We start from the raw sequence: 15,916 nt of genomic DNA, 5'->3' as shown, positions 1-15,916 counted from the left end.
GCGTCAAATATCCAGTGCGCTTTGGCTGCCAATATGGCCAGCTTCTTGGCTGGCCTGCTCGATACCGAGCCAAGCACCTTGCAGTTCGTTATAAGCTCGTGCCTCCTCAGCCCACCCCTGGCGTTCGCAAAGGGTGTAGAGGCGATAAGTCAGCGCAGTGAGACCGGCGGTCTTGTCGGGCATACGTGCAAGCAGCTTGCCCGCGGCAGTTTCACCGTCCTGGTTGAGGGCTCGAATCAGCTGGTGCAGGGCTTCCCACACCGGCAAACGGCTGTCGTCTTCCGGCGACCAGTCGCGCCGCATCTGCGCCCACTTGAGCAGGCGCAGATTGCCGCTGGCGCTTTCCACCACACCCGCATCCACCAGACCACCCACGCTGGTGCCTTTGGCACGGGCCAGTACATCAGCATCGCCATACTTGCCCTCGGCCCAGCCATGCTGCTCAAACCAGGAAAGGCAAAACTGAGTATCGTGGTCGAAGTCGTCTTCGCCAATAAAACGGTTGATCAATTGCAAGGCGCTGCGCACGCTCATCTTTGAGCCATCGGCTTCAAGCACAGCGCTGTACTTGCTGAACACTTCCATGCCGGGGCCGATGATTGCCTGAGAAAGATCCACAGGAGCAACCGGAGAGTTGATACCACCACGAGTCATGTCGGCCAACGCATCTGGCAAGGTGGCATTTAGTTCTCGGATAAAGTCGCGACGTGAGATGATCGGCGCATCGGCGGCACGTTTGCGGCAGACCAGCACGATGCTGGAAGCCAAAACATTGGTGCCAATGCCGATGGAGCGGGCCTCCCGTTCAGTACGCATCGGCCAGGTGCCGGTCAAAGCAAAGCCCGCCTTGAGCACAGCAGCAAGAAAGGTTTCCCAGCCAGTGCTGGAAGTACCAACATCATCTTTAGTTTCAGACTGTTTGAAGGCGTAGTAGATGGTCACTGGAAAGGCCGGATGCGCCTGTTCGGCCAAGTTGTGCATGGCAGCGGTCATGCCGTCGAGGAAGAAGGCTTCGGCCTTGTCCTTGCTGCCATGCCGGTAAGGCGTGGCCACAAGCTCCTCGGCCTTAGGCACTGCCAGGGTGGCGTACAGGTTAGGGAAAATCGGTCGTAGCGAGCGGCGCAGCCAGACATAGAAAAAGTCGGAAAGGTCGGCATAGCCGATGTTGTCGTAGTACGGCGGATCAGTAGAAATCAACTTCCCCCTACTGACTATCTGTGATTGAGCATCACTATGCACTGCTGAGCCAGGCTGGCAGTTAGGGATGCTCGGTAGTGCCTTGGTGATACCCTCGATAGAAACAGCAATATCCCCGGCGGCACCTGCAAAGGTATTGATCTCCGCGAAATCCCAAACCATCGGGAGTGCCTGCCGTGCAAATGTCGTTTTAGCTTGATCGCGTGTGGGGCTCCAGGCAACCAAGGTGCTGTTGTAATCCGTTGCCTTGTCTACCGACATCGCCAGATAAACCCCAACCGACTGAGCATAAGCCATAGCCGCAGTTCCGCCCTGATCCAATCCGAGCCCGTCGTCGGCCATGCCGGTAGCTAATGCATCCTTACGTACGCGGGCGATGGCTTCCTGCACTAAATCAGAGAAGGTGGTCAGCGCGACCAGTTGCCGGGGGGTAAATAAGTCGCCGTAAACATCCAGACCATAGTTGGAGACATTGACCCGGCATTTCCCATGCAACTGTGTTTCCGGTCGCCACTCGGGCTGAGCATGTGCAGCAATTGCTACATGTTCAGGTGTCGGCGCCAGATACACCCGGCCACGGGCACCTTCGGCTACAATCGCCATCAAACGCTGGCCCATACGTCCTGCCGCCCCCTCGGCACGGATGTACTTGTAATCAATCGGCGCTCCCGACAGAAGACACAGGAAACCACCGCGTTTACCTGCCGCAGTACCCTCCTTAGCCGACTCCGGTTGTGTCCCGACCTTGACAGTAAAACGGTAGCTGTCGCCATCTACCACCGGCTCGACATAGCTTTCCTTGCCCGCCTTGCTGGAAAGGCTAAAGGTGCCGACCAGCGGCACCTCTACATGGCTGAATGCCGGGTTGGGGCTTTTCACCGTGCGCGCCCACTGCCAGGCGATCACAGTGAGCTTCTCGCCCTGGTACTGCGCCAGATCTGGGCGCTCGGCGACCATCTCAGCGGTAACTTCAATCTGCGGATACAGATGACCAATGCGTTTCTGCGCTTCTTCGCGCATCCAGGCACCGTAGCGACGCACATCCTCAGCGAGGCCCTTGGCACCCGACCAATCCTCGAAAGCATCCCGGGTTGCGCGTTTCTTGCTTCCCTTATCGGCATCAATTTCCGGGCCGACCGGCGCGCGACCGGCAAACTTCGGCGGTATCTCGATCATTGCCTTGTTGATGGTCACAGCCACCGGGTTAAGATCGGATGCATAGCTTTCCAGTCCAAGGCGCTGGGCCTCCAGTGGCAGCGCACCGCCACCAGCAAAGGGATCGTGGAATCCCGGTAGTTTTTCGGGATTGAACAGCTCAGCGGCCTGCGGATGGCCTTTGTTCAGCTCACAGGTCTCACGCCAGCTTTTCCAGATTTCCGCTCGTGCTCGCTGCAGCACCTCTTCGTTATTAGTGTTTTCCCACTGCACCAAATCCTCAATGATCTTAAACAGCCGCTCACGCTCCGCCGCCGCCTTTTCCTTGTTCACCCCACGGCCCAGATGACGCTCATAGCCAGGGTCATTAACCATCTGCGCAAAAATCACCGCCCGCGCCGCCGCCAACGGCCGCCGTGCCCACCACAGGTGCAAAGTGCTGGGATGACCATGACGGATCGACTTTTCACGAGCAGCCGCGACGTTGATCGCATCCAGCGGCAAAGCGACTTCAATGAGCTTCTTCGGGGTTTTGATTGGATAGTGGGACATCAAACGCTGCTCTGCAGAAAATGGTGAATGGTGGTCGCGTAAGGCTCCCAACGGGTTGCCTCTACTTCGCCAACCAAATAATCATGTCGATCTTCCGGGGGCCAGGAGGCCAGCTCATTGAGATCATCCAAAACCTTCGTCTTGTAAAAAGAAAGGGCTTTGGCTCTGCCCCCTGAAAGCGCACTGTCATCCAATCCAAATACGCGAATCGTCTCGGCTGCTCGACGGGCATCAGCCGCACTCAAACCACTACGGACACGCACATCGCCTTTAGAATGAAAGTGCAGGAAGTCTGAAGGATCATGCTCATCGGGCTTGATGAGATGATCTGGGTCATAAGCTGGCGCACCATTGCGGTCTTTGTAATGGCCGCAATGCGAGTTAGCGCCACATGCCAAAAAAAGATTTGGCCAGGCGAAAGTCAGCTCCGGGTAATGCGCCGAATTCTTTCGGCGAAAGTGCTCGATATGACCTTCATGAAAGATCGTGCCTTCGCAATAGGCGCAACGCAAACCATATTCATTAGCGTCCGGCGTGGTCACACCAGGAATACCCTGCATCCGAACCAGAGCTGCGCGCAGCTCGCGCTTGCATCCCGAGCCTAGATCACTCCATTTCTGAGTGCGATAGTCGTAAGCATCCAAGCACGCTGGAGGCATGACGTTAGCGCGATCAAGCTTATGCATCAGTCCCGCCCCTCAGCATTACTCGATTGGCGAAGCTTGAAGCTTTGAAAGCGGATCAGTCGATCAGCATCACGCAGGACAGAGTGCTCTGCGCCATAAATGGCCATCAGCATTTCTCGCATTACCATTGCATCGGAGGTCTTGTGCTGGCCATTTTCAATAGCGGCTGTGTAGTCAGCGATCAATCGCGCCTCATCCACAGGAGGTACTGGGTTTACACCCATGATGTCATTAAGAGCTATTGAGCTCTCCATGCCGAGAATCTCTTGATTAGGCGTCTGTGCTTGCCATTGTCCTTGGCCGTCCTTGAATACCACCTTAATGTTGTCGCGTTTAACAGTGGTAAGCACCTGCGGGCTGTGACTGCTGATGATGAATTGCAGGCAAGGAAAAGCGCGACGCAGGCTGTGCACCACCTGCTGCTGCCAGGCAGGGTGCAAGTGCAAATCTACCTCGTCAATCAGCACGATACCTTTACTTTCCAGTGGCGAACGTTCGCGCATGTAGCCGTTAAGACGCACGCAGCGTAGCGCCAGGTCAGCAACCAGGGAGATCATAGCGCGCACACCATCGCTCAGCAGGCTAATGGGAAGTGCACCGTGGTCAGAGTGAACCATGGCCAATTCGTCAAAAACCATACTGTAGTGAAAATGGCTCCAGCCTTCGCTAGTCATGACAGTATCGACTGCGTTTGCAATGCCTTGCAGACGCGGTTCCAGATTAGAGTGTTCGTAGCCTGGCTGGGTGCGATGCTGGATGACGGCCAGCGAAGCCTTTTTCATCCACTCCTGCAGTTGCACAAAGCTGGAAAGCGATGATAGGCAGTCTTCATAACCTGCCGTACGGCTTTCGGTGAGGATGGCCTTGGTGGCAACGCTCTTATGGCTGACCCACAACCGTTTGGAGCTGTAGTAGCGAATGACAGGCAAAGGTGTCTCTGTGCTAACGCGCAACTGGCCCTGCAACGTCTTGCCCCACTCTGCCAGTGGAGCGGCTTCCTTAACTGTGGTGCGCCCTTTGGCACTCATCAATGCGCGCTGCCATTTGATGCCCGGTGTACTGAGTGCGGCGTCGATAATGACTGGAAAATTTTGCTCCTGCTCAAAGCCGCCATCAGCACTCCACCGCACGCCATAACGGGCATCTGTGCGGCGAATGTGCTCTGACTTACCCAAATCAAAAGCACCTATGAAAGGTCCAAGGGCAGCAGCAATGGCCTCCAGAATGGTGGTTTTGCCCTGGCCGTTGCGAGCAGCAATTACAGTCAGCTCGGGGTGAAAGTCGATCTCGAAACTGTCGAAGCGCCGATAGTTCTGTAGTCGCAAGTTTTCTAAATTCACAGGCTTTCCTCCGGCTTGATCGCTCGGGACAGCAGCTCACCCAAGTCGTAGTTAACACTGGCAATGCCGAACTCAGGCTCGCTTTTGAATGGGTGCTTGATGTAGTAAGGACCATCCGCCTGATCGCCATCCACCAGCACGATAGCGAGGATGTATTTCTCGCCCTGGTTGTAGCTGGAGAAGATCTCGTTCTTAGTCACAGTGACTGTGGTCGCGCCCTTTACGCGCCCCTTGACCTCAATATGGCGGTCATCCTTGATGCTGCCATCCGCAGCAATCGGCGGACGTGCAGTGATGTCCCAGCCGCATTTCTCGGCGGAAACATCCCTCACTACATGTCCCAGAGCCTGCTCTGCTGCAATAACAGCATGCATAGCAGCCCACTCAACACGCGAGCGCGCCTCTGCATCGGCACAGAACATAGTATCGCCCTGGCGTTGAGCCAGCAGACCTGCAGGAATCACCAGGGCTCCGCCAATAACCACAGGGGTGGCAGAGCTAACCTGTTGCATGGCTTGCAGTTCACAAGTGCGCTGCTCCAGCCGAGCTGTCAGCTCCTCATAACGGCGGCGTGCATTTTCCGGCTGCATGCGCGGCTGCTTGCCTGCAGCCACATCGTCACTGAGCTTGAGGTAGCGATCCGACCAGTAGTTGATTTCCTTGACCAGGCGCTCATGCACAGCGGCCAGCACGCGCTCGGCCTGGCGCTGAATACGGGTCTTCACTTCACTGAAGTGCTCGGGCACCAGTTGTTGCGAGGCATGCTGCAGTGCCAGATTTTCCAGGTTCTGTTGCAACCAGGAGGCGCTCAGCACGTCCTGCACTAAAGCAAGCTCCTCCGGTTTGATCGGCAACAGATCCAAGTGCGGCGCCCATCCCGCATTGCTGCTTTGGCCCTGCGGATCGATTTCCACAAACTGCAGACGGCGCGAGACGATTTTGGGTTGGTCAGCAGCACTCTCACGCACGCTGTGATCGAGCATGAACAGCACTTTGGGGATCAGACTGTCATCATTGGGATCAACCAGCACTGAGCCTTGTTTGAGCTTGCCGCGGTGGGCACTGAGGGTGATATCGGTCAGCGCCTGCATCAGTGGATGACCAGGGTGGATCAGGTCAGCCATAGGCTTCCCCGGCACCCTTACCTGCTGTTTCTCGAAACAGATACGCTCGTACTGCTTGAGCACAGGCGTACGGGTTTCACCGATTACGCGGTTACGCTCGCGCAATGCGGCTGGCACATGGCGAATTTCATAGCGTGCTGGTTCGCGGTTGCGTAACTCTCCACCAATGCTGGTGAAGGCTTCATTGAAGAAAGCGCGGATGAAATAGGGCTGCAGCTTACGGGCTTCGGCCTTCTCCATTTCTTCTTTGACGGCATACAGTTGGCCGAGGCTCATGTGCTGCTCGACCAGTGCGTTGCGACGGAGGATCTCACGCAGATGCTCGGTATCCAGCGCCCCTTCGATGACCTGGTTTTGCCGTGCTCGTACTTCGAGCGAGTCGCCGTAGCGAATGGCTTCGATCAGCAGATCCTTAAGCGATACGTTGTCGAACGCCTCGCCCAGGATGTCGAACACCTTGCCGCCCAGCGCCTGCTTTTCGATTTCCAGCTTCTCGAACAGCTTCTGAAACACTTCCCCTTCACGGGTTTCATTGGCGACGATGTTCCACAGATGGCAGACCTGATCCTGGCCAATACGGTGGATACGGCCGAAACGTTGCTCCAGACGGTTAGGGTTCCAGGGCAGGTCGTAATTGACCATGAGGTTGGCGTTCTGCAGATTGACACCTTCGCCGGCAGCATCGGTGGCGATCAGCACCAGCACCCGTGCGTTGTGCCGAAACTCTTCCTGCACTTTGCGCCGCTCATCGCGGTTAGTCCCGCCATGAATGGTGACGATGGCCTGTGGATCCCCTAGCATGTCAGCAATGCGCTTGACCAGATAATCCAGCGTGGCGCGGTGCTCGGTGAAGATGATCAGCTTGCGGCGGTTCTCTCCGTTGTACATCTGCGGGGAATCCTGCAGCAGGCAAGACAACTCTTCCCACTTACGGTCACTACCAGAGGCCACCAGGCGCTGTGCCTGACGTTCCAAGCCTTGCAGCAGGCAGATTTCGGTTTCCATCTCGGCGATGGTTTCAGCAGCGCTCGCCTGATCTACCAATTCGTCCGCATAGAGCTCGTACTCATCGGCACTGAGTTCGTCTTCCATCTCATCGAGGTTATCTGGCACCTCGATGCGTTTTTTCACTAGGTACTCACCCAGCACGCTGGCAACACCACCACCGCGTAGATGGAGCTTCTCCTCCTTCACGCGATTTTCCAGACGCTTGCGACGATTGCGCAGGGACTGATAAATGGCCTCAGGACTGGAAGCCAGGCGACGCTGCAGTTGCGTAAGAGCAAAACCGACGTTGTTCTTGCGCTGACCATCGAGGCGATCAGCCAGATTCATCTGGTTGCGCACGTACTCTGTGACATCATGATAAAGCGCCGCCTCCTGATCAGACAGCGAGTAATTGCCTGTGTAGGCGCGCCGCTCCGGGAACAGTTTGGTACCGTCGAATTTGAGCAGCTCTTCCTTGACCATGCGCCGCATCAGGTCGGATACGTCAACCTTGTGGGCACCCTCGCGGAACTTGCCGTAGAAGCGGTCGGCATCGAGCAGCGACAGCCAGATCTGGAAGTCTTCTTCCTTGCCGTTGTGAGGGGTGGCAGTCATCAGTAGGAAATGACGGGTTAGCGAACCGAGCAGCTCGCCCAGCTCGAAACGCTTGGTCTTGTTGACCTTGTTGCCGAAATAGTTAGCCGAAAGCTTGTGGGCCTCGTCGACGATGATCAGATCCCAGTCGGTATTCTTTAGCTTGAGCTGGTAGTCCTCGTTGCGCGATAGCTGGTCGAGGCGGCAGATGAGCAGGTTTTGCTCTTCGAAGTAGTTGCCGGTGGCGCACTGTTCCTGCTTCTCACGGCTGAAAACCTCGAACTTGATGCCGAATTTCTCTAGCAGTTCGTCCTGCCATTGCTCGGTCAACGAGCCTGGCGACACCACGAGAATGCGCCGGGCATCGGCACGCATCAGCAGCTCGCGAATCAACAGGCCGGCCATTATGGTCTTACCGGCGCCAGGATCATCAGCCAGCACAAAGCGCAGTGGCTGACGCGGCAGCATAAATTCGTAGACTGCGGAAATCTGGTGCGGCAATGGGTCGACGTTGGAGGTGTGCACCGCCATCATCGGATCGAACAGGTGGGCCAACTGGATGCGCCAGGCCTCCAAAGCGAGCTTGAAATCTCCACCAGGGGCATCAAATGCCCAAGCCTTACCGGCCTGGGCAAACTCAAGACGGGACTCGTCACTGCGAAACAGCATCTGGTCGCCGTAGCCGCCCGCACTCTTCTGGTAGACGACGCTGATTGCCGAGTCACCGACCGTGTCGACACTGACGATCTTGACCACCTCGTCGCCATGCAGGCCACGAATCTGGGCGTCTTTTTTGATGTCTTCCAGCTTGACCATTTAGGCTTCCAGTTAATCGTAAAATTGATGATTTTACTTGGATATGACGGTCATCAACACTCAATTTAATCTTGCAAATTAGGGCAAGAGCTAATGTTGAGTACCCGCCAATTTCTTATTGAGTGCCTGGTACGCAATCCTTGGACCTTGGCGTTTTCGCCACGTCATCACATACAGGGCAGATTAGACTAGTGTGCATGCCAATCTAAAGGCCGTCTGCATAGCTGGCATGGGCGCCATCCAGCTGGAGTTGAGGCTCCATGAACTGTTCCATCCCACCGCGCAGTGTGACGTAAGCCCCAAGGTAGTCGTTCGGGAATGGGACAAGCCCGACAGCACGGCGGGAGGCGGTATAAGTGCTGCGGGCGCGAACAGGCATCTCCGAGCGCTGCTCCTGTCAGCTGATCAGGCTATCCCGCTCGTTGCTGTACTCCCAGCCTCGTGCCAGCGAGCAAAACGCCGAGCTGCAAGCCCAGCTGGCGGAGCTAGCCCAAGACCGTCTGCGCTTTGGCTATCGCCGCCTACATATCGCTAAGGCGTGCCGGCTAACCATAAGCAGATTTATCGTCTGTACCGCACCGCCGGTTTTATGGCCAAGCGCCGAAAGCGCAGCCGCGGTGTCGCGTTAGAGCGCGAGCGCCCGAGCCTGCTAAGCACACCGAATCAGGTCTAGTCGGTGGACTTCGTCATCGATGCGCTCAGCACGGGAAGGCGGATCAAATGCCTGACAGTAACTGATGACTTCACCAAGGAATGGGTTGGCATTCTGATGAAACACTGGATCAGCGGCGCTCGTGTCAACCGGGCATTGGGCGAAATAGCGCGGTTTCGCGGCTACCCAGAGGCGATTCGCACCGACCAGGGCTCCAAATCCACCGGCAAGGCGCTTGATCAGTGGGTCTATCAGCGCAATATCAAGTTGAAGCTGATCCAGCTTGGCAAGCCCACGCAGGATGCCCTCATCGAGTCCTTCAACGGCAAGCTTCGGGATGAATGCCTCAATGAGCACTGGTTCTGTCCGCTAGCTGAAGGCAGAGCTCGCATCGCAGCCTGGCGAAGGAATTACAACGAGCACTGCCCGCGCAGTGCGATTGGCAGTATCACCTCGGCAGCATCCGCTGCAAGTTGGCGAGCCAGCCAGCAGCTGAAGCGAGAAGAACTAAAACCAAACCACAGCCGACTAGCTAGGCAGCGGTAACAGGCAGGCGGGGGCGGGAAGTCAACAAGTTAACAGAGGTAACCGACCGCATCCACTCACGTACAGCGACAATCGTTCATCAGGCATAGCCCAAAGCCTAACCATCTAGGATCGTCTCATTAGCGACATCACCCCCGACTGCATCCAAAGCCATGTTGACCATTTCCATAGGCCTTTGAAGCGACCTTGCACAGGTAACTGGCACGATGGAACAGGCCGGACAGCGCTCCCCAGTTCTCACGATCCACTCTGTACGTACCGTTGTCTGGTATCTCGACCAGACCTACCACTTGATCGACCTGCAGACTCATGGCACTGGCCCACGCTTCCTGCAAGCGGTTGATCATGTTGGCATTATCAGATTGGAGCCTCCCGACCGTGTAGAAGGCATCTCTGTTTAGCAAAATAAGAACGTGATAATGCGGACGGCGCCCTGCCCCTTCCTCCCTAGCCCATACGTAACGGACCTTACATCCATGAGCGTAGGGATACCGCTCACAGGCCTTCAGCCGGTTGTGCTCGATCTTGGCCTTGAAGGACTCAATAAACCTGCTGATGACCTGATTGGTGTATGCATAATCAGGCAGGTTGATACCGACTGGCAGACGTAGATCAATCCTAAAGCCCAATAGCCTCGGATACTGGTTCAGCGTGCTATCAACAGTGCGTTTCAATGCAGCCAGGTACTCAGTTACAAACGGCCCCTTCTCGATCATGACTGGAAGACCTTCGAACAGATTGCCCGTATGGATGTGAAGGTTGGTGTTATCGGGATGACGCAGCATGGCAACCACTCTCTTTGCTAAGATTCATATACTCAGCCAGCGCAGTATTTGTTTACGAATTACACCCTGCTAATTATCACCAACCAAATTTCAAGCACACTACCTAGCCTCAAGAGAGAATCACTGGAAATATGAGTAGATAGGTAGCATGTAAAGCAATGGGTTGATTCTAGACACCCAAGCGTTTACGTGAAGATAGATGAACCTCAGATATCCAACGCCATGCTGGGCGTTGGATAGATACAGACAATCAGTAGGACGAGCAGGCATTAGCCATCTCAACACAATGAAGGATAACTATCTATAAAAGCATATTACCCATACCGAAAACAAACCGACACCATACTCCTCGCCAAAGGCGGCCAAACCATTAGAAGTATAAGAAAACATCTTTCTTATTCAACTCCGGAATAAAACCATCATAATCCGGCATCAACCGGACTATGATGGCGACTATGTTCGTCAACGCAAACCATCAGCTAGCCAAGCCTAAGGCCTTATCACGCTCAGCCACTTTAGCGAGAATCCAGTCGTGAACTTCGCTTTCTAGCCAGCCGACGCATCGATCCCCTAACGGCACCGGAAGTGGAAACTGACCTTCTGCGATGTACTTATAGATCGTGGATCGGGAAAGACCAGTAAGGTCCATGACTTCTTTCAGGCGGATTATCCTCATGAACGTAGCTCCTGTATTCGTTCAGAGGATTGGCAAGGCCGGTAAAAATTGACGGACGACGAATCCACACCACACCTTGTCGACACGTTTCTCTATCCTCATCCGTCCATTGCCTCCTACCCTCAGCACCCTTGAGGGGCATAACCATCCAAGAGAACCTTCCTTTTTGCCGATGCAAAGGTTTACAGGCACAGCTAGACACCTAGCAAATTCGCTGGTCAGGGATTTACTCTACTAGAGTACGACTAGGTTGACTCCATAAACGCAATAGAGTAAATCTAGGGTTGTCCTAAAATTTGCATAGAGCGAGCCTAGATTGGTGATACGTCACAACGATGAATTAAGCCAAGTTCTCGGCGATTTCGAGTACAGCGAGCGCCATGACATATGGCTCTGGTACACACTCGCCTTCTTCGAAAATAACTTTAATACAGAAGCATTTCGAGATTACGGAATAAGAGAAAAGATGGCTAAATATTTCCAAGTAAATACATGGAGAATCGATCCACTGATGCAAAAGAGAAGAGAACAACTCATCTCCCAAAAGCATCTAGAGTGGATCATGAATGAACGTCGACTCGTGGAATGGCTAACAAAAGAAATTCAAATCTTAACCATGCATAATCAAATTAGATTCCCATTCAGCCTCTCTGGAAGGGACCTCCCCATAGCAATACTTGACGTATGGGAACGAGACCTTACTGAAAAGACATTTCTAATCAAAAATCTGGAGCAGCGGTGGCGTGAGCACAAAGCCCAAGATAAAAAATACTCATGGTTTAAAGACGACGATCAAAAATGCTTACTTGCTTATGAATGGCTACGAAAAAATACATACCCCACTCCCTTCGGCATTCCCATCCAAACATATGAAGACCTACTAATATTTTTCGACAACGCGAACTACACTAGCGAAAAAGAAGAACTCTACATAGGGAAAATAAAAAAACTATGGAATCAAAAAAAATACAGAAGCACGCTCAAAGGCAAGTCACAATACAACTTTGTTCTTTCAGACAAGACCATCGAGATGCTAGACAAAATTTCAGAGCAGCACGAAATCAGCCGAGCGCGAGCACTAGAAATACTCGTAGAGATAGAGACTCAAAAAGGCTTATACATCTCCGAAAAGCTGCAAAATTCGAAGTTACTTCGCAACACTAGCCCAAAATAGAAAACGACCAAAAAATACTAAAAAATAAGGCACACCACCACTAAAAGATAAATTGCTCATAACCAAAAATCAACAACAAACTAGATTAAACTAAAATTCGAACCTATATCATTAACTTGACGACCTAGCAGTAGGCCTTCTCAAGTGGTTAAATCGGACTGATATAGGAATAATTCACTCATGAACTGCCCCATATGTAGTTCTGCACGCATTGCAACAAAAGATCTCGGCAAAAAGGCCGGTGGCATCATCGGATCGATTGGCGGTGCCGCCAGTGGCGTATCCAGCGTATTAGCAGGTGCCGAGGCTGGGGCCACTACCGGTGCTTTTGCCGGTCCTGTCGGCATTGCCCTAGGCGGTATCACCGGAGCCATCTTCGGAGGACTCGTAGGTGGCGCTACCGGCGCAGTAGCTGGTGCAGCGATTGGCTCTCAAATCGATGAGAGAGTGCTGAACAATTATCAGTGCATGGAATGCGGACACGAGTTCAGCTTCTACGACTGACGCCCGCGGTTCCTCACTCCACTTATCTGCTACTTTGTCTACCTCTGCAGGTACTGTGCGTTGTACAGCGCTTTGTGCCAGCTACTGCTCAAAGAAAAATCTTTCAAGGCCCAGGAGACAGCAGAAGCAGAAATCAGGAATCAGGAATCAGGAATAAGCGAGTGGTTAAGAACAGGAGCGAACATCGTGTGCCAGGTAGAATCTATGGCGGGCTGCTCCTAGGCTGTCTTACAGCTCGGCTCTTTCGTTTCCACTGAGGCAATACCCACCCAAAGTGTGGGCTACATTGTGGGTAAAAAAATATCAGAGCACCAAAAGCTATATAAATCAACAAGTTGAGTCTATATTAAGCCGGCCACAAGCCGGCTTTTTTGCGTCTGCGGTTCGAGTAGCGCATAACCAGGCGCAGCGGAGCGACGACCGGTACGGATGCCAGCCGTCCAGGCAGAGCCTTTCGCCCATGTCGGCGCCCTGAGTCGGGCCGCCAGGCAAACTCACGAGAAACTCAGGGCCGTTACTCAGGGTCGACCGGAGACGAGTCCGCTCCGAGTCGCCATCATGTCCCGCCGTCTGCGTCTGCCTCTTTACCTCCTCATCGCCCTGGTCGTCCTGCTGCTGTGCCTGCACCTGGCCGCGCCGCTGCTGATCCGCCACTACCTCAACGACAAGCTGGCGGACATGGGCGACTATCGTGGTCAGATCACCGACGTGGACCTGGCCTGGTGGCGCGGCGCCTATCGCATCGAGGGGCTGGAGATCGTCAAGGTCAATGGCAAGGTACCGGTGCCCTTTCTCAAGGCGCCCAGCATCGACATCGCCGTGAGCTGGCTTTCGCTGTGGCGGGACCATGCCATCGTCGGGCGCCTTGTCTTCGATCGACCCGAACTCAACTTCGTCGACGGCGGGGCCCGCAAGGAACAGTCGCAGACCGGCGAAGGCACCGACTGGCAGGATCAGGTCGACAAGCTGATCTCCATCACCCTGGACGAGGTGCGGGTGGTCAATGGGCGGGTGACCTTCCGCAACTTCAACTCCAAGCCCCAGGTGAATCTGGCGGCCACCGACGTCAACGCCATCCTCTACAACCTGACCAACGCCGCCGACGCTCAGGGCGAACGCATCGCCCACTTCGAAGGCAAGGCCGCCGTGCTCGGCAGCGCGCCGCTGGAAGCCAGTGCTCGTTTCGATCCCTTCAAGGACTTCACCGACTTCGACTTCCGTCTGCGGGTGACCGACATCGACCTGCCCAAGCTCAACGACTTCGCCCGTGCCTACGGCAAGTTCGATTTCCGCGCCGGTAGCGGCGACGTGGTGGTGGAAGCCAGGGCGGTGGATGGCCAGCTCAGCGGCTACGTCAAACCCCTGATGAAGAACGTCGACATCTTCGACTGGCAGCAGGACGTCGAGAATCGCAACAAAAACGCCCTGGAAAGCGCCTGGGAAGCCGTGGTCGGCACCGCCCAGACGCTGCTCAAGAATCAGCGCCGCGATCAGTTCGCCACCCGGGTCGACCTGTCCGGCAGCGTGAAGAACCAGGACATCAGCCCGCTGCAGGCCTTCTTCAATATCCTGCGCAATGCCTTCGTGCAGGCCTTCAGCGCCCGCTATGACGCGGATTGAAGCTCTAGTAGGTTGGCGCTGAGCACAGCGAAGCCCAACAGCTTAATTTTGGCGTTTGGCCACCCTCACCCCAGCCCTCTCCCAGAGGGAGAGGGGGCGATTGGATTCCGTAGCGTGGAAAACCGCGCAGCGTTTTCCACTAGCTCACACGGGTGCCAACGGTGGATAAGGCTGCGCCGTTATCCACCCTACTCGTATGCCCCGTAGGTTGGCGCTGAGCGCAGCGAAACCCAACAGCTTAATTTTGGCGCTTGGCCACTCTCACCCCAGCCCTCTCCCAGCGGGAGAGGGGGCGGTCAGATTCCGTAGCGTAGAAAACCGCGCAGCGTTTTCCACTAGCTCACACGGGTGCCAACGGTGGATAAAGCTGCGCCGTTATCCACCCTACTCGTATGCCCCGTAGGTTGGGGCTGAGCGCAGCGAAGCCCAACACCTCCCTCACCTGATAAACAATCGATACGCCGGATTCTCGGTCTCGTCCCAGTAGCGATAGCCGATGGCATCCAGCGTCGCCAGCAGCTCCGGCCGCTCAGCCTGGCTGGCCTCCAGCCCGGCGAACACCCGGCCATCCGCCGCGCCGTGGTTGCGGTAGTGGAACAAGCTGATGTTCCAGCGCCCGCCCAGCTTTTCGAGGAAGTCGAACAGCGCGCCCGGTCGCTCGGGGAATTCGAAGCGGAACACCTGCTCCTGGCCGACCCGCGCGGCATGGCCACCCACGGTGTGGCGGATATGCAGCTTGGCCAGTTCGTTGTCGGTCAGGTCCAGCACCGGGAAACCCTGGTCGCGTAGCCCCTGTAGCAGCGCCTCGCGCGGATCACGCTGGGGATGGGTCTGGACGCCAACGAAGATATGGGCCTCTTCGCCGGTGTGGTAGCGGTAGTTGAATTCGGTGATCTGCCGCCGGCCCAAGGCCTCGCAGAAGGCCCGGAAGCTGCCCGGCCGCTCGGGGATGGTCACGGCAATGATGGCTTCGCGCTGCTCACCCAGTTCGGCGCGTTCGGCCACATGGCGCAAGCGGTCGAAGTTGATATTGGCACCCGAGTCGATGGCCACCAGTACCTGGCCGCCGGAGCCCGCGCGCTCGGCGTACTTCTTGATCCCGGCCACGCCCAGGGCGCCCGAGGGCTCGGTGATGGAGCGGGTGTCGTCGTAGATGTCCTTGATCGCCGCGCAGATCTCGTCCGAGCTGACGGTAATGACTTCATCGACATAACGCCGGCAGATCTCGAAGGTGTGATGGCCGATCTGGGCCACGGCCACGCCATCGGCGAACAGCCCGACTCGCGGCAAGACCACTCGCTCGCCGGCGGCCATGGCCTGCTGCAGACAGTTGGAGTCGTCCGGCTCGACGCCGATGATCCTGATCTCGGGGCGCAGGTACTTCACATAGGCGGCGATGCCGGCGATCAGGCCGCCGCCGCCCACGGGGACGAAGATGGCATCGAGCCGCCCCGGATGCTGGCGCAGGATCTCCATGGCCACGGTGCCCTGGCCGGCGATGACGTCCG

10 protein-coding genes and 1 pseudogene are annotated in these 15,916 nt (G+C 55.7%); 4 read left to right on the top strand and 7 right to left on the bottom strand.

The features are described 5' to 3' along the window. Positions 1 to 3: 3 nt before the first annotated feature. From QMX82_RS08155 to QMX82_RS08140, 4 genes are read right to left on the bottom strand one after another with little or no spacing between them, the layout of a single operon-like run. A complete protein-coding gene (locus QMX82_RS08155) occupies positions 4 to 2,904 on the bottom strand; it encodes a DUF1156 domain-containing protein (protein WP_282282177.1) in 2,901 nt (966 codons plus the stop codon). Beyond that, the gene (locus tag QMX82_RS08150; RefSeq protein ID WP_282282175.1) at positions 2,904 to 3,590 is read right to left on the bottom strand and encodes a retron system putative HNH endonuclease; all 687 of its coding nucleotides are present in this window, start codon (positions 3,588 to 3,590) and stop codon (positions 2,904 to 2,906) included. The genes QMX82_RS08155 and QMX82_RS08150 overlap by 1 nt, the downstream gene beginning before the upstream one ends. Further along, the gene (locus QMX82_RS08145; protein WP_282282173.1) at positions 3,590 to 4,930 is read right to left on the bottom strand and encodes an AAA family ATPase; all 1,341 of its coding nucleotides are present in this window, start codon (positions 4,928 to 4,930) and stop codon (positions 3,590 to 3,592) included. The genes QMX82_RS08150 and QMX82_RS08145 overlap by 1 nt, the downstream gene beginning before the upstream one ends. Next, positions 4,927 to 8,451, bottom strand: coding sequence for a helicase-related protein (locus QMX82_RS08140; RefSeq protein WP_282282171.1), 3,525 nt, complete (start codon positions 8,449 to 8,451; stop codon positions 4,927 to 4,929). The genes QMX82_RS08145 and QMX82_RS08140 overlap by 4 nt, the downstream gene beginning before the upstream one ends. Before the next feature lie 314 nt (positions 8,452 to 8,765). Between QMX82_RS08140 and QMX82_RS08135 the strand changes: the two are divergent. Next, positions 8,766 to 9,649 (top strand): annotated as a pseudogene (locus QMX82_RS08135) (IS3 family transposase); the annotation flags it as partial. A 128-nt stretch (positions 9,650 to 9,777) separates the two neighbouring features. Here the strand turns inward: QMX82_RS08135 and QMX82_RS08130 are convergent. After that, positions 9,778 to 10,434: an inovirus Gp2 family protein gene (locus tag QMX82_RS08130; protein ID WP_282282169.1), complete on the bottom strand. Its 657-nt coding sequence runs from the start codon at positions 10,432 to 10,434 to the stop codon at positions 9,778 to 9,780. A gap of 475 nt (positions 10,435 to 10,909) precedes the next feature. After that, positions 10,910 to 11,110, bottom strand: coding sequence for a helix-turn-helix transcriptional regulator (locus tag QMX82_RS08125; RefSeq protein ID WP_282282167.1), 201 nt, complete (start codon positions 11,108 to 11,110; stop codon positions 10,910 to 10,912). A gap of 319 nt (positions 11,111 to 11,429) precedes the next feature. Between QMX82_RS08125 and QMX82_RS08120 the strand changes: the two genes are divergently transcribed. From QMX82_RS08120 to QMX82_RS08110, 3 genes are all read left to right on the top strand, one after another. Beyond that, positions 11,430 to 12,284 (top strand): hypothetical protein, encoded by an 855-nt coding sequence (locus QMX82_RS08120; protein WP_282282165.1) that lies wholly within the window; start codon positions 11,430 to 11,432, stop codon positions 12,282 to 12,284. Positions 12,285 to 12,464: 180 nt separating this feature from the next. Continuing rightward, entirely contained in the window at positions 12,465 to 12,788 is a 324-nt protein-coding gene (locus QMX82_RS08115) for a hypothetical protein (protein ID WP_282282163.1), read from the top strand. A gap of 558 nt (positions 12,789 to 13,346) precedes the next feature. Further along, a complete protein-coding gene (locus QMX82_RS08110) occupies positions 13,347 to 14,408 on the top strand; it encodes a DUF748 domain-containing protein (protein ID WP_282282161.1) in 1,062 nt (353 codons plus the stop codon). A 438-nt stretch (positions 14,409 to 14,846) separates the two neighbouring features. Here QMX82_RS08110 and ilvA read toward each other — a convergent pair. Then, positions 14,847 to 15,916, bottom strand: a 1,070-nt coding sequence (ilvA, locus tag QMX82_RS08105; protein WP_282282159.1) for a threonine ammonia-lyase, biosynthetic, incomplete at its 5' end; no start/stop codon positions are given.

The sequence above is a fragment of the Pseudomonas sp. PS02302 genome (assembly GCF_029959585.1).
In the GTDB taxonomy this organism is placed as follows: Bacteria; Pseudomonadota; Gammaproteobacteria; order Pseudomonadales; family Pseudomonadaceae; genus Chryseomonas; species Chryseomonas aestiva.
This window is presented reverse-complemented; position numbering and strand designations above follow the sequence as displayed.

Bases quoted from the DNA above. Each gene is read 5' to 3' on its own strand.
- QMX82_RS08155 (WP_282282177.1), bottom strand. From the start codon at position 2,904: ATGTCCCACTATCCAATCAAAACCCCGAAGAAGCTCATTGAAGTCGCT.
- QMX82_RS08150 (WP_282282175.1), bottom strand. From the start codon at position 3,590: ATGCATAAGCTTGATCGCGCTAACGTCATGCCTCCAGCGTGCTTGGAT.
- QMX82_RS08140 (WP_282282171.1), bottom strand. From the start codon at position 8,451: ATGGTCAAGCTGGAAGACATCAAAAAAGACGCCCAGATTCGTGGCCTG.
- QMX82_RS08130 (WP_282282169.1), bottom strand. From the start codon at position 10,434: ATGCTGCGTCATCCCGATAACACCAACCTTCACATCCATACGGGCAAT.
- QMX82_RS08125 (WP_282282167.1), bottom strand. From the start codon at position 11,110: ATGAGGATAATCCGCCTGAAAGAAGTCATGGACCTTACTGGTCTTTCC.
- QMX82_RS08115 (WP_282282163.1), top strand. From the start codon at position 12,465: ATGAACTGCCCCATATGTAGTTCTGCACGCATTGCAACAAAAGATCTC.
- QMX82_RS08110 (WP_282282161.1), top strand. From the start codon at position 13,347: ATGTCCCGCCGTCTGCGTCTGCCTCTTTACCTCCTCATCGCCCTGGTC.